Genomic DNA, 20765 nt, shown 5'->3' with positions numbered 1-20765 from the left:
TGCGCGCGGCGGCGCCCAACGATGCGGTTGGTGTCGCGGATAGACAGGGAGCATTGCATTGTCGAGACGCTGGTGGGTGGCAGGCGCAGCGATCGGGGTCATCGCGATCACCCCGTCATTATCGGCGCAGGACACGCAAACTCCGCCGGAAAAGATCGATATTCTGGTGTCTCAAAAGGACTACCTCGGCCCGCTTGAAGATTGCAGCGCCGAGCAGGAGGCGGCGAGCATCTCAGGAGAGATCGTCGTGTGTCGCCGGCGCCGGGACAACGGAGAATTCGCGGTCGACGACGACGGTTCGCAGCGACGCTATGCCGAGGAAACGATGAATAAGGGCGATCCGCGCACGCCCGACGTGTTCGGCATTCCCGACCACGGCGTGGTCGTCGCACGCGGCTGCTTCATCGGCCCCTGCCCGCCGCCCAAGGCGCTGATCATCGATATCGAGGCCTTGCCCGAGGCGCCGCCCGGTTCGGATGCGGACCGGATCGCACGCGGCCTCGCACCAAGCGGCGGCGAGGGGGACGGAGAAACTACGCCCCCAGTATCGGCATCACCAGCGGAGGAGCCGTCAGGCTAGGCGAACCTTCGAGCAGTTCGAGCGCCTTGGTCACGCACCGCTCGGGCCCTTCATGCGTGACCATCGCCACCAGCACTTCCCCTCCCTCGTCGTCGCGACCGCGCTGGATCAGGCTTTCTATCGACACTTCAGCGTCGCGCATGGCAGCGGTGATTTCGGCCAGCACGCCCGGACGATCCGTGACGGTGAAACGAATGTAGTCGCGCCCCACGCGATTGCCCGGGTCCGCCGGGGCGAAGGGTTCGAGTTCTTCGACCGGGACCGAGAACGGCGCGCCGCTATCGCCGCGCGCGATATCGATAAGGTCGGCGACCACTGCGCTGGCGGTTGGTCCTGCCCCCGCGCCTGCGCCCTGGAATAGCAAGCGGCCCGAGAAATTGCCTTCGGCGACGACGGCGTTGGTCGGCCCCGTGACGGCAGCCAGGGGATGGCCGCGGGGAACGAGGCAGGGCCGCACGCGCTGCAAAAGTCGCGCTTCATCGTCGCTTTCGTCCAGCGATGCGATCCCGACGAGGCGAATGACATAGCCCAGCACATTCGCCTGCGTGATATCGCTGGCCTGCACCTCTCCGATCCCGGTCGTGGCCACAGCGTCGAAATCGACGCGCGCACCGAAACCGATCGCCGCGAGGATGGCCAGCTTGTGCGCCGCATCGACACCCTCGACATCGAAAGTCGGGTCGGCTTCGGCGAAACCCTTCTCCTGCGCAGCCCGCAGCATATCGCCGAAATCGGCACCGGTCTGCTCCATCTCGGACAGGATGTAATTGCAGGTGCCGTTGAGGATACCGTAGATGCGCTCGATCCGGTTTGCGGCGGCACCTTCGCGCAGCCCTTTGACCACCGGGATACCGCCAGCCACTGCCGCTTCGAACTTGAGCGGCGCATTGCGCAGGGCGGCTTGCTCCGCCAGCGCCAGTCCATGATGCGCAATCATCGCCTTGTTGGCGGTGACGAAACCCTTGCCCGCATCGAGCGCGGCGCGCGCCAGCGTCAGCGCCGGCCCGTCGGATCCGCCGACCAGTTCGAGCACCACATCGACATCGGATCGCTCGGCCATCGCCTGCATGTCATCGACCCACGCATAGGGGCTGAGATCGACGCCGCGGTCGCGCGACCTGTCGCGCGCATTGACCGCGACGATTTCGATTGCCCTTCCGGCGCGCCGTTCGATCATCGAGCGGTTGGTTTCGAGCAGGGCGATAACGCCGGTGCCGACAGTGCCGAGACCGGCAAGCGCGATACGTAGAGGTTCAGCCATGCGGCCCGACTAGCGCAGCGGGCAGCCGCGGTGGAACCAGTTTGTCTTGGTCAGGGGAAAGTGCGGCCTTTACTGGCGAGTGCGCGGGCATTCACCCAGATCGGACCGCACCAGTGCGTAGTCTTTCGCTGCCAGTTCACGGGTCTGCGGATCGCGCGTCAGGATCGCATTTTGCGGCAATGCGTCGGGTAGCGAACACGCCAGCCGGTGCCATTCGAGTGTATTGCGCTGCGGCGCGCGGGCCGACTGATCGACGATTTCGGACCAGGACACGCCCCAGCGCGGTTGCTGGCCGGGCCGACGCACAACGGTTACCGAAACCGGTCCGTCATTCGCCGTGTCGAGGAACAATTGCGTCTCGGATTCGCCCACCAGCGTACCCTCGACCGCCAGCGCATCGCGAATCCCGGTTACTTTCGGGGGGGCATCCTGCGCGAGCAATTCGCCGAGCACCGGGCGCAGGCGCGCCTCGAACGCTTGGCTGTAAGCGAACTGGGCCCGTGGATCGACCAATTGCAGTTGATCGGCACTGCCCCGCACCGGCCGCGCGAACAGCACGACCTCCTGCTTCTTGAGTTTGGGCGCCTTGCCCTTCGCATCAAGCGGCACGTCGACCAGATAGCGCAGGGATTCGCCCACCGGAACATTGCCCGCGATCAGCGCCGAAGTGCGCGCCTCGATATACAGCCGCACGAAGCCCGGCTCGAGCCCCGGAGAACGCTCGGGTTCGACCGTGGCCTGCTTGCGGATCTGCGCGCGCAGCACGAGCGGCGCTTCGTCGGCGAGATCGACGATGTCGGCATAGGTGAGCTCGGCGGTCCGGGCTGTCTCCTGCGCCCCGAGGTGCAACGGCGCGACCAGCATCGCGGAGGCGAGCAGAAGATGACCGGGAATGCGGAAAGTCGGCATGGGGACTACTTTCGATAATGCGGTACGGGACGAATCGCTCAACGCACCCGCGATAGCCCCTGTTCCTTCCGGCAAGCCACTGAATCTGCGGTTAACCGATAAAGGGTTTGCGGACGCTTCGCATCGTAGCTAAAGGGTCGGACCGGACCCGAGTGGATGACACTTTATTGCTTGGGGAGAGGCGTCCGGGTTCTTATCGAGAATTTGGTCTGCCTTCGTCGCGAGAGTCTTCAGGGTCTCGAGCGACGCGAACGCGTTAACGATGCCCAAGGTCACGCCAGAACGGCGGGTCGCAAACTGGGTATCCAGAAGCCCCGGCGTTTCCGGGGTGACCGATGGAGTGAAGCAACCGAATGGCTTATGCTGACCAACAGATGAGCGGCAATCGCATCGTCGCGATCATCATTGTTGCCCTCATCCATATCGCTCTCGGTTACGCTCTCATCACCGGTCTCGCATATAATGCGGTCCAGCAGGTGGTCGAGCGCGTGACGACGATTGATATCGAGGAACCCCCGCCGCCCGAGGAAGAGCCCCCGCCGCCGCCGGAGAACGTGCCCGACACGCCGCCGCCGCCGGTCGCTCCGCCGCCGCCGATCAATATCGCGCCGGCACCGCCTCCGATCCGGACGCAGACGACGATCCCGCCGCCGGCACCGCCGCAGCTGGTCATTCCGCCGCCGGCACCTCCGGCTCCGCCGCCCCCGCCGTCCAAGGCCCGCAGCGCTTCGCCGCGTGGTCAGGCTGGCTGGGCCCGTCGGATCCAGAGCAATTACCCTCGTCGCGCCGAGCGCGAAGGTATAGAGGGTAATGTCGGGGTCACGATCACTGTCGGAACCGATGGCCGCGTGGCATCCTGCCGCGTGAGCGCTTCCAGCGGATCGAGCGATCTCGATGCCGCGGCCTGCGACGGGATGACCCGGTATGCACGCTACAATCCGGCGCAGGATGTCGCGGGCAACCCGATCCAGGACACGGTTTCGACCACTATCGTCTATCAGCTCAACTAAATTCCTTCCCGCCAAGGGTCGTGGAACCCGGCGGGAAATGGCGTATCAAAAGGACCACTCGTTATGACCTTCGAACTTCTTGCAGCTGCCGCTGACGCAGCCCCGCAGAACTCCTTCGGTTTTCTCGAAGCCATGGAACAGGGCGGCTTCGTCGCCTGGTTCATCCTCGGCGTGATGGTGATCATGTCGGTCGGCTCGTTCTACATCCTCTTCACCAAGCTGTTCGAACAGCGCAAGGTGCTGGCCCAGTACAAGGCCGTCCGCACCCAGTTCTGGAAGGCCGGTTCGCTGCGTGACGGCGCCACCAAGCTCGACAAGAACAGCGCATGGCGCCAGCTCGTCGACGACGCCATGCTGGCCGAAGACCAGCACGCCAAGATGACCGACAAGCTCGAAGCGCATGACTGGATGCACGGTTCGCTGCAGCGTTCGGAAGACACCATCAACTCGAAGCTTGCGGGCGGCCTGCCGTTCCTCGCGACGGTCGGTGCTACCGCACCCTTCGTCGGCCTGCTCGGTACGGTTATCGGTATCTACCGCGCACTGATCAACATCGGCATCGCCGGTTCGGCCTCGATCGACAAGGTCGCCGGCCCCGTCGGTGAAGCACTGATCATGACCGCCATCGGCCTGCTGGTCGCGGTTCCCGCCGTGTTCGCCTACAACTGGCTGCAGGGTCGCAACAAGCGCATCGCCGAACTGCTCCACGCGTTCTCGACCGATCTGCTTGCCAACATCAACTCGGCCGGCACCGTCAAGCCGACCTACATGACCGCAACCTCGACGCAGACCGCCGCCAAGGCCGCTGCCAAGCCGGCTGCGACGACCACCACGGTCAAGAAGTAAGCGATCGGAATCGGGGGCGGCATCGCCCGCCCCCGCCACCCGCATCGAACCCAAGAATTTCGAACGTTAGGAACTGAACCATGGCGATTTCGACAGGAGGAGGTGCAGAGACACCCATGTCGGACATCAACACCACGCCGCTCGTGGACGTGATGCTGGTGCTTCTGATCATCTTCCTCATCGCGGTTCCGGTCGCGATCCAGACCATCGAAAAGCTGGAAATCCCGGTCTTCGAATCGGTCGAATCGAAGGACAAGGTCGAAAACCTCCTCCTGACCGTCAGCACTACCGACGAGAATGGCGTCGCCGCAGGCGAGCCGGGCTTCGCCGGTGCGTCGCGCAACGGCGAATGCCGTGTCTACTTCGGCAACGTCTCGCCGGTCACTTCGGAAGAGCTCTACGACCAGGCCTTCGAACGCCTCGATGCCATCGTGCAGCGTGCGGGCGGCCCCGAGGTCATCATGAATGACCCGGAAAAGATCCCGCAGGTGCATATCCGCGGCGACGTCAACGCTCCGTGGTCCTGCGTGGCCGGTGCGATCTACAACGTCCAGGCGGCGGGCTATCCCACCGTCGGCTTCATCTCGAACCCGGTCGACCCCAACGGTTGATCGACCGGTTCGGCAAAGCAGATTAGGGAGTAACCCACTATGGCAATGTCAGGCGGCAAGGATGATGGCGCGCCGATGATGGAAATGAACATGACGCCGTTGATCGACGTCCTGCTCGTTCTCCTCATCATGTTCATCATCACAATCCCGGTCGCGACGCATTCGGTCGATATCGATCTGCCGGCCCCCAGCAATACCCCGGACAACGTCGTCGTCGAGCCGGAGAAGAACAAGCTGGTGCTCACGGTCGACAACCAGATCCTCTGGAATGGCAATGCGATCGATATGGGCCAGCTGCGCACGCTGCTGGAACAGTCGAAGAACATCAATCCGGAGCCCGAACTGCAGTTCGAGCCGGAAGCGCAGGCAAGCTACGATCTCGCGGCCAAGGTGCTGCAGCTGATCAAGGCGACCGGCGTCACCAAGTTCGGCTTCGTCGGCAACGAACGCTACCGGACCTTCGGCAAGTAAGGCCGGATACCCAAACGCCCGCAAGGGCATTGGAAGGGGCGGAGCGATCCGCCCCTTTCTTTTTGCCTGCTAACCTTCGCCTTCGAGTGGACCGTCCACACGCATCGCAGCTCCTGCCAGGCTCTCCGCCTCGAGCAGCAGTTCATCGTCCACCGACCCCTGCGGCGTCGTTTCACGGCCGATAACGACCATGACCGGCACTGCCAGCGGACTGACGCGATCGAGCTCGACATGGACCAGCTGGTCGGCCGACCGGTCGAGCAGGCTCCCAAGTCGCCCCACATCGGTCATGCGTGTGCGGGCATCGGCCCACGCGGCTACGAGCAAAACGTGATCGGGCTCGTATTTGCGCAACACGTCGTAGATGAGATCGGTCGAAAAGGTTACCTGTTTACCGGTTTTGCGCTTTCCGGGGTGCTGTCGCTCTACCAGCCCGCCGATAACGGCCACTTCGCGGAACGCCCGGCGCAGCAGGTGCGAACCCTGCACCCACTCGATAAACTCGTCCTGCAGGATATCGGGCGACAGCAAGGGCGCCGGGTCGGTCACGGGCTTCAGACCCCATACCGCCAGAGAATAATCGTTGGCGACGAACCCCCCGGGCATAAGGCCCCTATCTTCCATGCGCCGCGTAATCAGCATGCCGAGGCTCTGGTTGGCGTTCCAGCCCTCGAACGTATAATAGACACTGTAATGGCGCTTGGCATGCGGGAAGCTCTCGACGAGCAATTGCCCCGGCCCCGGCATTCGCGAACGCCAGTCCTGAACCTCGAGCCATTCGCGCACATCGTCGGGAAACCTCGACCAGCCCGCACGGTCGACAAGCATTGTCCGCACCCGGTCTGCCAGATGCGTGGTCAGCGGCATACGCGCGCCGCCATAGCTCGGGATCATCGCGCTGGACTTCGCCGCCTTGACCAGCACTTCCATGTCCTGGAGCTTGACCACTTCGAGGCTCATTCCGGCAAAGGCGAAAGTATCGCCGGGACTGAGCGTTGCCGCAAAGCGTTCCTCGACCTTGCCCAGGCTTCGGCCGCCGCGACCACGCCCTGCGGTGATCCGGATCTCGAGCATTTCGGAATCGATGATGATTCCGGCGTTCATCCGGTGGCGCTGTGCCTGTTCCGGATGCGAGAGTCGCCAGACGCCATCCTTGTCGCGGACAATGCGCTTGAACTTGTCGTAGGCCCGCAGCGCATAACCGCCCGTTTCGACGAAAGAGAGCACGCGCTCCCAGATCTGCTGATCAACCCACGCATAAGCGAGGCTGGAGCGGATCTCGGCCAAGAGCGCCTGCTCCTGGAAAGGTGCGGCGCAGGCGCAGGCCATGACGTGCTGCGCCAGAACATCCAGCCCCCCGGGCCTGAATTCCTCGCCGTCGCGCTGGCCTTGGTCGACTGCCTCCTTGGCCGCAGTCGCTTCGAGGAATTCGAAGCGGTTGCCCGGGACGAGCAGCGCGCGGCTGGGTTGGTCCAGCCGGTGGTTGGCCCGCCCGATACGCTGGAGTAGCCGCGAAGAGCCCTTGGGCGCTCCCATCTGCACCACCAGGTCGATGTCGCCCCAGTCGACACCCAGGTCGAGACTGGCGGTCGCCACGAGCGCACGAAGTTCGCCCCGGGCCATCGCACCCTCGACCTTGCGGCGGGCCTCGCGGCTCAACGAGCCGTGATGAACCCCGATCGGCAGATTGTCATCGTTCACATCCCACAGGTTCTGAAAGATGTACTCCGCCAGGAACCGGGTGTTGGTGAAGATCAGCGTCGTTCGATTGGCACGGATCTGTTCGTAGAGCTGCGGTATCGCCCAGGTCGCTGCATGTCCGCCCCAGGGGACCCGCTCTTCTAGCGGCAGCAGGATCTCGACTTCGGCTGGGCTGCCCGCCTCGCCCTCGACCATTTCGATCGTGTCGATCTCGCCCCACGGCGCCAGCCATTCGCGAAACCCCCGCGGATTGGCGAGTGTGGCCGACAGCGCCGCGCGTTGCATATCCGGTGCTATCGCCTGCAACCGGGTCAGAGCCAGCGCCAGGAGATCCCCGCGTTTGCCTGTAGCGAAAGCATGCACTTCGTCGATCACGATCCGCTTGAGCCCGCGAAACAACTCGAAGCTGTCCGGATAGGACAAGAGCAGCGAAAGGCTCTCGGGCGTCGTCAGCAACACATGTGGCGGGCGCGTGCGCTGGCGTTTCTTGCGGTCCGAGGGCGTATCACCGCTGCGTGTCTCGACGCGGATCGGGAGGCCAATCTCTTCGATCGGTGTGATCAAGTTGCGTTGGACGTCATGCGCCAGCGCCTTCAGCGGTGACACGTAGAGTGTGTGCAGCCCTTCAGGAGGTTCCCTCCCCTCAAGGCGGGTTGGCGTAAAATCGGCAAGCGTCGGGAGGAAACCCGCCAAGGTCTTGCCCGCGCCGGTATCGGCCACCAGCAATGCGTGACGCCCGGCGTCGCTGGCTGCCAGCATATCGCGCTGGTGCTGCCGGAGACGCCAATCACGCCCGGCAAACCATTCGGCGATCTCGGGCGGAACGTCGGGCTGCATCAACCTAGAAGCGCCGGAGACGCCCTGCGGGTTCCGGGCGGCGGTCGACGACGCGCGCCCGTCCGTCCGGGCCTATTGCCCGGCCGCGTCATCCATCGGCTTGGGAGGATTGACGAGATCGGCCAGTTGCGCCGGATCGACATCGAGCAATTCGGCCATGCGCTCGCGCTGCGCCTCGGTCAAATCGCCATAGCCGCGTTCGGCCGGAAGCGCTTCCATCGCTTCGCGCATGGCGCTTTCGATGTCGCCAAAACCGCTCATCATGGCCGGCAGCGCCTGCATGCTGGCCTGCATCACCTGCGGATCGGCGAACAGCGCCATCGATTCGCGTGCATATTCACCGCCCGTCGGGGTGGCGAAGAAAGCCGCGATATCCGTGAGCTGGCTATCGTCGAAACGGACTGCGTAGGCTTTCGACAGTCCTTCGCGCATCGGGCCCTCCATCGCCGTGAACATCCCGCCCATGCGTGAAGTAAGGACTGCAACCATGGCATCACCACGTGCCTGATAGGCAGGATCGAGCATGGCGGTCAGCTCCGCCTGCTCGGCTTCTTCGAGCGCTTCGATGGCCTCGGCGTCGACCGTAAGGCGGGCCCCCAGAACGAACTCGGGCTGCGAGAACATCGTCAGCATGGGACGAAGCATCTTGTCCATCATGCCGGCCATCATTTCGCCGTAGAAGCCGTCGGGCATCATCTCACCGACCACCGCCTGCGCAGCAGGCAGACGGGCGTTCTGCTCCTCGGTCAGTGGTTCGGTCTGAAACAGACCGGCCATAATGCCCGCAAATTCGTCGAGATCCCCGGGAGACATTGCACTTTCGCTGTGCTCCGGGTCTTCCTGCGCAGCCGCCGGCACAGCGCAGATCAGTGCCGCCGCCGCCATCGCATTTACGATCTTTTTCATTGTCCTGCTCCCCGCAATCGCTGCGTTCAATGACCTGCCTGAGGGCCGCGTTCGAGACCCGATGCGGCCAGCTGTTCGTCGATCTGAGCGACCAGCCGCGCAAGCCCCTCTTCGCTTTCGCTTTCGGCACGCGCGACAAGGACGTCCTGCGTGTTCGAGGCGCGTAGCAGCCACCAGCCGTCATCAGTTGTTACGCGCACGCCGTCGGTCGTGTCGGCAACCGCATCGCTGGCGGCGATGCGTTCGGCGATCTCGCCAATGGCGGCGAACTTGCGGCTTTCGTCTACCTGGAAGCGCATCTCGGGGGTATTGATCATCGGCGGCATGGAAGAGCGTAGCTCGGTTACCGATTTCCCCAGTCGCGCAGCGGCGGCGATCAGGCGAACACCCGCGTAGAGCGCATCGTCATAGCCGTAATATTCGTCGGCGAAGAACACGTGGCCGCTCATTTCGCCCGCTAGCGGCGAGCCCGTTTCCTTCATCTTGGACTTGATCAGCGAGTGCCCGGTCTTCCACATCAGCGGTTGACCGCCATGCGCGGCGACATGATCGAACAGCGCACGGCTGGCCTTCACATCGGCAATGATCGTCGCTCCCTGGCGACGCGAGAGAAGGTCTTCCGCATAGACCATCAGGAGCTGGTCACCCCAGATCACACGGCCTTCCCCGTCGATCGCGCCGATCCGGTCGCCATCGCCATCGAAAGCCACACCGAAGTCGAGCGACTTCCCGGCGACAAGTTCGCGCAGGTCGGCGAGATTTTCTTCGACCGTGGGATCAGGGTGATGATTAGGAAATTCGCCGTCGACCTCCGTATAGAGAAGATGGTGTTCGCCCGGCAGGCGCGCAGCGAGCTTTTCAAGCGCGGGCCCGGCGGCACCATTGCCCGCGTCCCAGCCGACCTTGAGCCCGGACAATGCCGCAGTGTCGATCCCATCGAGTGCTGCAAGCATGCGATCGATATAGGCGTCGAGCACGTCGCGATCCTCGTTCGTGCCCGAACCGTCGGCCCATTCTCCCGCCGCCCCTCGCCGGCCCAGCTCCTGGATATCGGCTCCGAAGAACGGACGCCCTTGGAAGACCATCTTGAAGCCATTGTAATTGGCGGGATTATGGCTGCCGGTTATCTGGATTCCGCCATCCACATCTGCGGCTGAAGCTTCGGCATAATAGAGCATGGGCGTCGGCCCCATGCCGATACGCACGACATCCATTCCCGAAGCATTGAGCCCCTCAACCAGCGCATGTTCGAGCATGGGCGAGCTGACCCGCCCGTCATACCCTACCGCCACTTTCTTGCCGCCCGCTTCGGCCAGCATCGTACCGAAGCCGCGACCGATGGCGCGGGCATCGTCCGCCCCCAAGGTTTCGCCGATGATGCCGCGGATGTCGTACTCGCGCAGGACGGTGGGGTGAAAATTGTGGGTCATCGTGGGGGCTCCGTTCGGGTCCGGGAAATCTGGTCCAGCAGCAGGTCGCGCGCGGCATTGGCTTCCTGCAGCGCTGAGGCGCTACCGCCTTTGTCGGGGTGGATTATTGTAGCAATGCGACGGTGGGCCAAACGGATATCCTCGGCCGAGGCTCCCGGACGCACGTCGAGCAAGTGCCGCGCGCGATCGAGCGCACGTTCACTCGGGCTCTTGGTTGCGAGATATTCCCAGGGCCATTTGCCGAAGATCCAGCGGCATACGACCGCGAGCAACAGGGCCAGGGCGAGCAGCCGGATCATCGAGCGGCCGGCACCGCATCTTCGGAACCGGGACCGGGCAGCCGCAAATTGGCGATGAGACCGCGCAATTCCTGCCGCGCGACCAGATGGCTGGTACCCAGATCGCCCAGATGCCCCTTGTCGAGCAGGGTCAGGCCAGAGGGAAAGAGTTCGCGATAGATAACGCGTTCGGACAAGCCCTTGGCGACCCGGAAGCCGACCCGCTTGGACATCTCGGTCAGTGCTTTCTCGATACGCGCCATGTTGCGCGCTTCGGTATAGCCGGTGCGGTTGCGCACCACCACCCAATCCATCTGTGCGCGGTTCTGTTCGATCGTGGTGCGGCTGCGCTTGAGCCGCGCTTCCCAGATCAGTTCGGCATAGAACGACAGCTTGCGCACCTTGAACGTCTCGCTCTCGACCTGGCCGATCAGGTCGAAGTCGACGAAACTGTCGTTCATCGGAGTCACCAGCGTGTCCGATGTCGTGGCCGAATGCCGGGCGAGTGGATCGTCGCGCCCCGGCGTGTCGACGAGGATGAAATCGGCCTGCTGCGATTGGCGGGCAATCAGCGCTTCCATGCCTTCGGCGTCGAGACCTTCGACGACATGACACTCCACCGTCGGGAGATCGATCCGTCGCCGCTTCATCGTTTCCGCGCGATTCTCGAAATAGCGGCACATGGTGCGCTGACGATGATCGAGATCGAAGGCGGCAACACGTGCTCCGCGATAGGCCAGCGCCACCGCGACATGCACGGCAGTCGTGGATTTGCCGGTACCACCCTTTTCATTGGCGAAAACGATACGGTGAGGCTGGGCAGTCATCGGGAAGCGATCGGGCGTGTCATAGGCTTGCGTCCCTATCCAACCGATTGCGCGGCGGCAACGCGGTCACAGTTGGCAGTGCGCGATTCCCCACAATGGCGGATGCTTACTAGCGTTGCGGCAGCGAATCGATAATCTTCGCAGTGCCTGGGTCGCATTCGACCGGCGAGAACCGGCTACAGCCGGCCGCCGCGGACGATTATCAGAGGGGAACCCCAGGACATGAAGAAACTGATCTGTACCGCACTCGCCGTGCTTTCGATGAGCGGCATGGTGGCCGAACCCGTGTTTGCCCAAGGCCGCTCTTCAGGCCGCAAGGCGCAGGAACGCGGCAGCATGGAAATTCCACGCTGCACGCGCAATCTCGGAACGATCGCAGTGGTCGAGCCCGACGACAAATGGTGGCGCGAATTCAATCTCGGCAGTCCCGAGCAGATCATTCGCGTCTTCGTCCAACGCTCGGGCTGCTTCACCATGGTGAGCCGCGGTCGGGCAATGCAGAGCCGGGCGATGGAGCGCGCGCTGCAGGAACAGGGTGAACTGCAGGACGGCCAGAATGTCGGCCTTGGACAAGTGCGCACGGCGGATTATTTCCTCCAGCCCGATATCGTGACCGCCAACAGCAATTCGGGTGGCGGCGGCGGCGTGCTCGGCGGCGTGGTCGGGGGGCTGTTCGGCCGGACAGCAGGCGCGCTCGCTGGTGGTATCCGCGTCAAGAAGGGCGAAGCCAATGTCGTGCTCTCGCTCGTCAATGCGCGTACGACAGTCGAGGAAGCACTTGTCGAAGGTTATTTCCGCAAGAAAGACCTCGGCTGGGCGGCCGGCGGTGGACTGTTCGGCGGAGGCGGCGGCGCTGCCGGCGGTTTCGGCAGCTACGAGAACACCGCCATCGGCCAGATCATCGTGCTGGCTTATCTCAACGCGTATAGTGACCTGGTGACCCAGCTCGGCGGCCTGCCCGACGATGCTGCTGCGGCGGCGCCCGAAGCACGCTGATACGTACGGTCTTGCCAGCGGGGGGGCGGAACGGCACAGCGCGTTCCGCCCCCTCGGCGTTTCTGGAGTAGGAACACTGCATACCGTAACCCGGCTCGATGATCTCCGCCGCGCCACCGACGCACTCCGCGGCAAGGGCACGCTGGCGCTGGTCCCGACCATGGGGGCCCTCCACGAAGGGCACCTCACCTTGGTACGGGAAGCGCACGAACACGCCGAACACGTCGCGGTGTCGATCTTCGTCAACCCACGCCAGTTCGGCGAGAACGAGGATCTGGATGCTTACCCGAGACAGATGGCGCGCGATACGGCGCTGCTCGAAGAGGAAGGTGTCGCGCTGCTGTGGGCCCCGCCACCCGAAGAAGTCTATCCCGCAGGCTATGCGACCAATATCTCGGTTGCCGGGATCAGCGAAGGCCTGTGCGGCAGCGACCGGCCGGGCCATTTCGACGGTGTGGCAACGGTCGTCTGCAAACTGTTCAACCAGGTGCGTCCCGACAGCGCACTGTTCGGCGAGAAGGACTGGCAGCAGCTTGCAGTCATTCGCCGCATGGCCCGCGATCTCGACCTGACGCTGCCCCATGTGGATCGCATTATCGGCGTTCCCATCGTGCGCGAAGAGGACGGTCTCGCCATGTCGAGCCGCAATGCCTATCTTTCGCCTGCGCAACGTGCCCGGGCGGCGGCATTGCCGCGCCTGATGCGCGAAACGATAGCACGATTGACAGGCGGTGATCCGGTCGAGAATGCGTTGCGCCAGTTGCAGAAAGAATTGGTCGAGGCGGGTTTCGACAGCGTCGATTATGCCGATATGCGCCGGGGCGCCGATCTGCAGACGACCCGCGAGATCGGGCCCGACAATCGCCTTTTCGTAGCCGCCCGGATCGGGGGGACGAGGTTGATAGACAATATGCCGGTCGGCTGAGGATTAGCACGGTCCCCCGTCTGGAGGACTGGCGGAGTCAGATGGCAGGCCTATCTGCGCTGTCCGTTGAGACGCATGCCCACGATGGCATTTGCCCTTCGGATCGCAACGGGCCGGGTGCGGCGCAGAATGTGTCGCATCCGGCTTTCGCCAGAAATTCGGAGGCTTTTGCGAGGCTTGAAAGGTGGAGCGGGTAAGGGGAATCGAACCCCTCTAGCCAGCTTGGAAGGCTGGAGCATTACCACTATGCTATACCCGCCCGGGTGACGCCGCCATTGCCACCGAAAGCGCGCTGCCGTCAACTGGCTATTCGGGTGATTCGGCGCTTTCGCCGCTCTCTTCCTCGACCGAACCGGCTAGTGTTTCCGCCAGTGTCGGTGTTTCCTCTTCGGGTTCGGCGTTTTCGCTGCGCACCTCGATTTCGACACGGCGATTGGCCGCGCGGCCGACGGGATCCGGCGATCCATCGGGACGGGCATTCGGGGCGACGGGATTCTGTTCGCCGAATGCGATCAAGCTGATCCGCGCTTCGTCCACGCCGCTGTCGACGAGCCAATCGCGCACCGCCTCGGCGCGCGCGCGCGAGGCCCGCATGTTCCCCTCGTCGCTGCCGCCACTGTCGCTATGGCCGCGCAGGATGATCGGGCCACCCTGCTCCACTTGCGGCGAGGCCAATATGGTCGCGAGCTCGGCGCGGGCCTCTTCGGTCAGTTCGGCGCCTTCGGGAAACTGGACCAGCGTTTGGAGCGATCCCTGCGGTTCGAGGCTCTCGATCGGCTCAACCTGAAACTCGGGCCGAAAGATCGAGCGCTTCTCGCCCGAAGCTTCCGCTTCGGGTTCCGAGCCCCCGTCTTCGCCGCATGAGGCAAGCAGCAGGCTGGGTACGACGGCAGCAAGGGTGAATGGGCGAAGGTTCATATCTCAGGCCCCCTGTTCGGCGGTCTTGTTGCGCTTGCGATCACGCTTTGCGGCGGCGTCTTGCGCGCTGCGCTCTTGTGGCGGTGCGAAACTGACGATCACATCACCGGCGCGTGGCTCGGGGCGCGCGGCATGGGTGAAGAACCGGATCGTGCCGTTGTCGCGCACCAGCAGCAGCATGGACGCAGCATCGGGCAGACGCTGCTGCGCGGCTTCGAAGTCGAACTCTTCCGACAGCTTGGTCTTGCGGAAGACCCAGCCCCGTGCGAGCCGCTCGTTGACGTCCTCGACCCCGAAGCCGGTTTCGAAAAGTGCGCGCCCGCGGATACTGCTGGGCAGCGAGTGACGATCGTCATCATCCACCGCATCGCCAAGCTGGAACACGGTATCGCGCCCGATTTCATGCGCAAATTCGTTGCAGACGAGCGCATTGTAGGCCTCATTCTCGGTCGCCGCGACGAGCATCGCATAGGGCGTGAGATCGAGATTGTGTTCGGTCGCCTCGTTGAGGATCTCGCCGTGATAGAAGGGCAGGCCCTTTTGCCGCGCGAGCGCCAGACGCTGCCAGCTCGCATCGACCACCATCACCGGCGTCTTCAATTCCTGCATCATCAGGGCGAGCGAGATCGTCCACGGCGTACTTCCGACGATCAATATCCCCGGCCGGTTGCTGCCCTTCAGATTGAGCAGGCGCGCGACGAGGTCGATGGTGAAGCCATGCGCCACGATGGTAGCAACCACCACGGCGAAGCTCAGCCCGATCAGCGCCGTACCATCGTAGCCGATGTCCTCGAGCCGCAACGCGAACAGGCCCGAGATCGCCACCAGCACGATCCCACGCGGCGCGATCCAGGCTAGGAACAGACGCTCGTTCCACGGCACCGAACTGCCGAGAAGGCTGAGCAGGATCGTCGCCGGCCGAACGAGGAAGAGCAGCGCAAGGAGGAACAGGCCGAAGTTCCAGTTGAGATAGGCCAATTGCTCGAATTCGAGGCTGGCCGAGAGCAGGATGAAGATGCCCGCTATCAGGATCACCGCAATGTTCTGCTTGAAGGGGTGGATACTGCGCAGCGAAGAGATATTCATATTCGCCAGCGCGATGCCCATGACGGTAACCGCCACGAGGCCCGCTTCGTGCTCGATCTGATTCGACAGGACGAATACGACGATGACCGAGGTGAGGAGAACCGGCACCTTGAGATATTCGGGAATCGCCCCACGCGGGAATGCCCAGGCGATCGCGGCGGCAGCGACATAGCCGATCAGCCCGGCAATGATGGCGGCGAAGATCAGTGGCGGGACCACCTCGAACAGGCTCGATCCCGGCGCTTCGGCGACCGCGCGAAAATATTCGTAGGACACGACGGCAAACAGGGCGCCGATCGGATCGTTGACGATGGCTTCCCATTTGAGAATCGCGGCCGGGCGCGCTTTTACCGATGATTGACGTAGCAGCGGCATTACGACGGTCGGGCCCGTCACCACGAGAATACCGGCGAACAGGATCGCAACCGGCCACTCGAGGCCGCCGATCGAGTGTGCGGCGAAGGCGCCGAGCACCCAGGCGATCGGGCCGCCCAGCAGCACGAGCCGCCACACCCCTTCACCGGCATGGCGTAGCTCACGGAAGTCTAGGCTAAGGCCACCTTCGAAGAGGATCAGCGCAACGCCGATCGCGATCATCGGGTCGAGCAGTTCGCCGAAGGCGTGCTCGGGATCGAAAAGATCGAGTACCGGACCTGCGAGAAAGCCCGCGGCCAGCATCAGCACGATCGCCGGCCAGCCCGTTCGCCAGGCCACCCATTGTGCGCCGACGCCGAGCATCCCGACCATCGCGATAACTAAAGACTGTTCCATGCCCCTCTCTGGCTGCGCGGCTCACCGCGGGTCAGCGCGCCAAGCGCGAATACCCTTAATGCCTGACAGGGGGAATTTATCCACCCTTGGGTGATTTGCTTATTCGCCTTCGAAGCCCATGAGCGTGTGCACCGCAACCTCTTGACGAGCGAGCTTGCCGCTGCCGCCAAGGTCGGGGAGGTCGATGACGAAGGCTGCATCCTCCACCCTTGCGCCCGCCTTGCGCAGCAGTTCGGTTGCCGCAAGCGCGGTACCACCCGTGGCGAGAAGGTCGTCGACGATGGCCACCTTCTGGTCCTCTGCAACCGCAAGCGGATCCATCTCGAGGCGGTCGAGCCCATATTCGAGTTCGTAGTCGACCCCGATCACGGCGCAGGGCAGTTTGCCCGGCTTGCGGATCGGCAGGAAGGGCAACCGCAAGCGCGCAGCCACTGCGGCCCCGAAAATGAACCCGCGGGCCTCCATGCCCGCGATCGCCTCGGCGCCTTCTACCGCTTGCGCGAGCCATTCGACACTGGCCGCGAAACCGTCCCCATGTCCCAGCAGCGTGGTGATATCGCGAAACTGGATCCCGGCCTTCGGAAAGTCGGGAATGGTTCGGACGAGATCCTTGAGGTCATCGGGGCTCATGCGCACTCTCCCGGGAAACAAAGCGCCCCCCGCATCGGCAGGATGCGAGGGGCGCGAAAATTCGGTTCGAAACCGCGATCGATCAGTGCTTCTTGGGCTTAACTGCCGCCCAGATCTGCTTCTTGGACAGATAGGCGAGCACCGTTGCGAAGAGCAGGAAGATCAGCACCGGCCAGCCGGTCTGCTTGCGTTCCACCAGCCGCGGTTCGGCAGTCCAGGTAAGGAAAGCTGCAACGTCTTCCGACATCTGTTCGACCGTCGCTTCGGTGCCATCGTCATAGGTCACCTGACCGGCAGTCGTCAGCGGGGGCGCCATCGCGAGGTTGAGGTTCGGGAAATAGGGGTTGTGATAGAGCCCCGGTCCCGGCGCCGCTTCGGGATGATGTTCAAGCAGTTCTGCCGTCGGTTCGGCATAGCCGGCCAGAAGCGATGCAACATAATTGGTGCCGTCGCCGCGCGCCTTCGTCATCAGCGAAAGGTCGGGAGGAATCGCATTGTTGTTCGCTGCGGCGGCAGCAACATTGTTGGGATAGGGCGACGGAAAATAGTCGGTCGGCAGGCCCGGGCGAGTGGTCGCTTCGCCCGTGTTCGGGTCGATCCCCGGAACCTGCTTCGAAGCAGCGAAGGCTTTGACCTGACCCTCGTCGTAACCGATCTGCTCGAGGTCGCGGAAGGCCACGTACTTCAGGCTGTGACAGGCCGCGCAGACTTCGTCGTAGACCTTGAAGCCGCGCTGGAGCTGCTGGATGTCCCACTTGCCGAACGGGCCGTCAAAGGAGAACGCGATATCGCGCGGCTCTTCGTAAGGCAGGTGACCGGCAGGCTCTTCGGTCATCGCGGCATAGGCGCCGAGCACGAACGAATAGAGCGCGATGAAGGCGAAGCCGAGCCCGACGAGAATGGCGACGAGGCGGATGCTGAGAAGCTTGGTCATGTCTTGTCTCGTTTCTCGCTTAGACGGCCGGCGTGGCGTTTTCGCCGAGCACTGCCTTCTTGTCCGAACCGAGGACGGCCTCGGTGATCGAATAGGGCAGCGGGGCCGGCTTCTCGATCTGGCTCACGATCGGGAGGATCACGAGGAAGTGGAGGAAGTAGTACGCCGTCGCGAGCTGGCTGAGCATCACGTAGGGTTCTTCAGCCGGAGCGCCACCACAGATGAACAGGATCACCATGGCGGGGATCAGCCCGAACCAGAAGAACTTGCGGAACAGCGGGCGGTAGTGACCGCTGCGCACCGGCGACTTGTCGAGCCAGGGCAGGAAGAACCACACCAGGATCGAACCGAACATCGCGATCACGCCGAGCAGCTTCGCCGGGAAGAACAGGAAGTCGACGGTGAAGGCACGCAGAATCGCGTAGAACGGCCAGAAGTACCACTCGGGCACGATGTGCGCCGGGGTCGAGAGCGGGTTGGCCTCGATGTAGTTGTCCGGGTGGCCCAGTGCGTTGGGCAGGAAGAACACCATCGAGAAGAACAGGATCAGCGCGATGCCGAGCCCGAAGCCGTCCTTCGCCGTGTAATAGGGGTGGAACGGAAGCGTGTCGCTTTCCTGCTTCACTTCGACACCGGTCGGGTTGGACGAACCGGGAATGTGCAGAGCCCAGATGTGGAGGATGACGACCCCCGCGATCACGAAGGGCAGGAGGAAGTGCAGCGAGAAGAAGCGGTTCAGCGCGGCATTGTCGGGAGCGAAACCGCCGAGCAGCCAGATCTGGATCGGCTCGCCGACCAGTGGGATCGCGCCGAACAGTCCGGTGATCACCTTGGCACCCCAGAAGCTCATCTGGCCCCAGGGAAGCACGTACCCCATGAAGGCCGTGGCCATCATCAGCAGGAAGATGACGACGCCAAGCAGCCAGATCATCTCACGCGGGGCCTTGTACGAACTGTAGAACAGGCCGCGGAAAATATGCAGGTAAACGACGATGAAGAAGAAGCTGGCGCCGTTGGCGTGTGCATAGCGCATCAGCCAGCCCCAATTGACGTCGCGCATGATGTGCTCGGTCGTGGCGAAGGCAACCTGCGCGTTGGCGGCATAGTGCATCGCCAGAACCACGCCGGTAACGATCTGTACCACGAGGAAGAAACCGGCAAGCACGCCGAAATTCCAGAAGTAGGACAGATTGCGCGGCACCGGATAGCCCGCGCCCACGGCATTGTAGACGAGGCGCGGCAGCGGCAGCTTCTCATCGAGAAACTGCATCACCGGATTGCTTGGGGTGTATTCCTTGGCCCAGGGAAAGCTCATCGTATCGTCTCTTCTCTCTAAGCTCAGCCGACCTGAATGACGGTGTCCGAAGTGAATGCGTATTCGGGCACTTCGAGATTGGTCGGCGCCGGACCCTTGCGGATGCGGCCGGCGGTATCGTAGTGCGAACCGTGGCAGGGGCAGAAATAGCCGCCGAATTCGCCCTTCACTTCGCCTTCGGCGGCACCGAGCGGAACGCAGCCGAGGTGGGTGCACACACCCATGGTCACGAGCATGTCCTCGTGGCCCTCCTTGGTGCGCTCGGCCAGCGTCTGCGGGTCGCGGAGCGTACCCGCGTTCACGGCATTGGCTTCGGCGATTTCGGCGGGGGTCAACCGACGGATGAACAGCGGTTGCTTGCGGAAGACCGCCTTGATCGCCTGCCCGGGTTCGACCGCGGAAACATCGACTTCGGTCGTGCTTGCAGCAAGGACATCCTTCGAAGGCGCCATCTGGCTGACCAGCGGATAGACCACTGCGAGACCACCGATACCGGCGGCACTGACTGCAGCGATGTCGAGGAAGTCGCGACGACGGATACCGTCTCCGGTCTCGCCTGCCGTTTCGGGAGTTGCGGTTGCAGCGGTGTCTGCCATCAGCGCTTAGCCTTGCCTGCCTTGTAACTGCGCCTTGCCCGAGGGCGAGAACGCATGATGCGAATCCATGGACCGGACGGTGCTGGAAAGACGGTGCACACATATGGACTGCACATGCGCGGATGCCCCCGGCTGGCCCGGTTTGGTGGCGCCTCTAGCCGGTCCGCGACAGGTTGCCAACCGCGATTTTGGCAAGCTTCGTGCAGCCGCATGCAATCTCGCACGATGGCGTGCATTCGCAACACCGGCGCAACGGACCGGGTTCAGCGCGGCAAGGCGATCATGCTGATCTGGCGGCCGCCCGTATCCTCGCCAAGATGGGTCGCTCGGCGAAAGGAATAGAAGCGGTCGGTTTGCGTGTAGGTATCTTCGGACAGGTCGTCGATCCGGCCGACGCCGGCTGAGCGCAAGCGCTCGGCGACATAGCCGGGCAGATCGAACTGCCAATGCCCCGCACGACCGGACGCGAAAAACCGGTGATCGGCCTCCGCAAGTCGGGTCCGGAACTGGCTGTCGACCTCGTAGCTGGATTGCGCAATCGTCGGCCCGATGGCCGCACTGATCGATGCCGGTTGCGCCCCTAGCCGGCACATTGCGTCGACGGTATTCTCGAGTACGCCCTCGACGGCCCCGCGCCATCCGGCGTGCGCGGCTGCGACCACCCCCGCTGCGTTATCGGACAGCAGCACAGGGGCGCAATCGGCCGTTACGATCGCGAGCGCCAGCCCTCCGGTAGCGGTGACGATCGCGTCGGCTTCGGGGGGAATGTCCCACGCCGCCTCCGCAACGACTGCATGCGCAGAATGGACCTGAGTCACGCGCACCAGAACGCTGTTTGCGAGAATATCTTCGGCCTCGAGGCCGTCGCGGGTCGAGAAACCGTGCGGGATGTCTTCCAGCGCTCGTGACCGCAGGATATCGCGCATG

The 20765-nt window shown here is 63.5% G+C and carries 21 protein-coding genes and 1 tRNA gene; 7 read left to right on the top strand and 15 right to left on the bottom strand.

The features are described 5' to 3' along the window. Positions 1-58: 58 nt before the first annotated feature. Positions 59-580, top strand: coding sequence for a hypothetical protein (locus FHS69_RS10105; RefSeq protein WP_166777095.1), 522 nt, complete (start codon positions 59-61; stop codon positions 578-580). Here the strand turns inward: FHS69_RS10105 and FHS69_RS10100 are convergent. Both FHS69_RS10100 and FHS69_RS10095 read right to left on the bottom strand, forming a co-directional pair. Next, the gene (locus FHS69_RS10100) at positions 534-1841 is read right to left on the bottom strand and encodes a homoserine dehydrogenase (RefSeq protein ID WP_094062348.1); all 1308 of its coding nucleotides are present in this window, start codon (positions 1839-1841) and stop codon (positions 534-536) included. The genes FHS69_RS10105 and FHS69_RS10100 overlap by 47 nt on opposite strands. Positions 1842-1910: 69 nt before the next feature. Further along, positions 1911-2750 carry a hypothetical protein gene (locus tag FHS69_RS10095; RefSeq protein WP_243844609.1) on the bottom strand — a complete coding sequence of 280 codons (840 nt, stop codon included), beginning with the start codon at positions 2748-2750 and terminating at the stop codon, positions 1911-1913. Positions 2751-3103: 353 nt separating this feature from the next. Here FHS69_RS10095 and FHS69_RS10090 point away from each other — a divergent pair, with 353 nt between their 5' ends. From FHS69_RS10090 to FHS69_RS10075, 4 genes are all read left to right on the top strand, one after another. Further along, positions 3104-3760, top strand: coding sequence for an energy transducer TonB (locus FHS69_RS10090; protein WP_151884889.1), 657 nt, complete (start codon positions 3104-3106; stop codon positions 3758-3760). A gap of 63 nt (positions 3761-3823) precedes the next feature. Next, positions 3824-4606, top strand: a complete 783-nt coding sequence (locus FHS69_RS10085; protein ID WP_130585631.1) for a MotA/TolQ/ExbB proton channel family protein — start codon at positions 3824-3826, stop codon at positions 4604-4606. 80 nt (positions 4607-4686) lie between these two features. Beyond that, positions 4687-5217, top strand: a complete 531-nt coding sequence (locus FHS69_RS10080) for an ExbD/TolR family protein (RefSeq protein ID WP_197459351.1) — start codon at positions 4687-4689, stop codon at positions 5215-5217. Between the two features lie 39 nt (positions 5218-5256). Next, a complete protein-coding gene (locus FHS69_RS10075; protein WP_166777563.1) occupies positions 5257-5688 on the top strand; it encodes an ExbD/TolR family protein in 432 nt (143 codons plus the stop codon). Positions 5689-5757: 69 nt separating this feature from the next. Here the strand turns inward: FHS69_RS10075 and FHS69_RS10070 are convergent, their stop codons facing one another. The 5 genes from FHS69_RS10070 to FHS69_RS10050 all read right to left on the bottom strand — a co-directional run bounded on the left by FHS69_RS10070 (position 5758) and on the right by FHS69_RS10050 (position 11667). Continuing rightward, positions 5758-8226, bottom strand: a complete 2469-nt coding sequence (locus FHS69_RS10070; RefSeq protein WP_166777562.1) for a ligase-associated DNA damage response DEXH box helicase — start codon at positions 8224-8226, stop codon at positions 5758-5760. A 72-nt stretch (positions 8227-8298) separates the two neighbouring features. Next, positions 8299-9132: a DUF2059 domain-containing protein gene (locus FHS69_RS10065; protein WP_166777561.1), complete on the bottom strand. Its 834-nt coding sequence runs from the start codon at positions 9130-9132 to the stop codon at positions 8299-8301. 26 nt (positions 9133-9158) lie between these two features. Continuing rightward, positions 9159-10562 carry a phosphoglucomutase/phosphomannomutase PgmG gene (pgmG, locus tag FHS69_RS10060; protein ID WP_166777560.1) on the bottom strand — a complete coding sequence of 468 codons (1404 nt, stop codon included), beginning with the start codon at positions 10560-10562 and terminating at the stop codon, positions 9159-9161. After that, a complete protein-coding gene (locus FHS69_RS10055) occupies positions 10559-10861 on the bottom strand; it encodes a J domain-containing protein (RefSeq protein ID WP_067464987.1) in 303 nt (100 codons plus the stop codon). Before FHS69_RS10055 ends, pgmG begins: the two co-directional genes overlap by 4 nt. Then, positions 10858-11667, bottom strand: coding sequence for a division plane positioning ATPase MipZ (locus FHS69_RS10050; protein ID WP_166777559.1), 810 nt, complete (start codon positions 11665-11667; stop codon positions 10858-10860). The genes FHS69_RS10055 and FHS69_RS10050 overlap by 4 nt, the downstream gene beginning before the upstream one ends. 222 nt (positions 11668-11889) lie before the next feature. On the opposite strand from FHS69_RS10050, the gene FHS69_RS10045 reads away from it, so the two are divergent. Together FHS69_RS10045 and panC are read left to right on the top strand one after the other, a co-directional pair. Beyond that, positions 11890-12663 (top strand): CsgG/HfaB family protein, encoded by a 774-nt coding sequence (locus FHS69_RS10045; RefSeq protein ID WP_166777558.1) that lies wholly within the window; start codon positions 11890-11892, stop codon positions 12661-12663. 76 nt (positions 12664-12739) lie between these two features. After that, the gene (panC, locus tag FHS69_RS10040) at positions 12740-13588 is read left to right on the top strand and encodes a pantoate--beta-alanine ligase (RefSeq protein ID WP_166777661.1); all 849 of its coding nucleotides are present in this window, start codon (positions 12740-12742) and stop codon (positions 13586-13588) included. Positions 13589-13773: 185 nt separating this feature from the next. Here the strand turns inward: panC and FHS69_RS10035 are convergent. From FHS69_RS10035 to pgeF, 8 genes are all read right to left on the bottom strand, one after another. Then, positions 13774-13847, bottom strand: a tRNA-Gly gene (locus FHS69_RS10035). Positions 13848-13894: 47 nt separating this feature from the next. Continuing rightward, positions 13895-14506: an OmpA family protein gene (locus FHS69_RS10030; RefSeq protein ID WP_166777557.1), complete on the bottom strand. Its 612-nt coding sequence runs from the start codon at positions 14504-14506 to the stop codon at positions 13895-13897. A gap of 3 nt (positions 14507-14509) precedes the next feature. Continuing rightward, positions 14510-16363, bottom strand: a complete 1854-nt coding sequence (locus tag FHS69_RS10025; protein ID WP_067672004.1) for a cation:proton antiporter — start codon at positions 16361-16363, stop codon at positions 14510-14512. Positions 16364-16462: 99 nt separating this feature from the next. Next, complete coding sequence (locus tag FHS69_RS10020) at positions 16463-16993, bottom strand: adenine phosphoribosyltransferase (RefSeq protein ID WP_166777556.1); 531 nt, start codon at positions 16991-16993, stop codon at positions 16463-16465. A gap of 82 nt (positions 16994-17075) precedes the next feature. Beyond that, positions 17076-17927: a cytochrome c1 gene (locus tag FHS69_RS10015; RefSeq protein WP_067465006.1), complete on the bottom strand. Its 852-nt coding sequence runs from the start codon at positions 17925-17927 to the stop codon at positions 17076-17078. A gap of 19 nt (positions 17928-17946) precedes the next feature. Next, positions 17947-19242, bottom strand: coding sequence for a cytochrome b (locus FHS69_RS10010; protein WP_067503214.1), 1296 nt, complete (start codon positions 19240-19242; stop codon positions 17947-17949). A gap of 23 nt (positions 19243-19265) precedes the next feature. After that, the gene (gene petA / locus FHS69_RS10005; RefSeq protein WP_166777555.1) at positions 19266-19838 is read right to left on the bottom strand and encodes a ubiquinol-cytochrome c reductase iron-sulfur subunit; all 573 of its coding nucleotides are present in this window, start codon (positions 19836-19838) and stop codon (positions 19266-19268) included. A 263-nt stretch (positions 19839-20101) separates the two neighbouring features. Next, positions 20102-20764, bottom strand: a complete 663-nt coding sequence (gene pgeF, locus FHS69_RS10000) for a peptidoglycan editing factor PgeF (protein WP_166777554.1) — start codon at positions 20762-20764, stop codon at positions 20102-20104. Position 20765 lies beyond the last annotated feature (1 nt).

Origin of the sequence: Qipengyuania flava, assembly GCF_011762005.1 — a bacterium.
In the GTDB taxonomy this organism is placed as follows: domain Bacteria; phylum Pseudomonadota; class Alphaproteobacteria; order Sphingomonadales; family Sphingomonadaceae; genus Qipengyuania; species Qipengyuania flava.
This window is presented reverse-complemented; position numbering and strand designations above follow the sequence as displayed.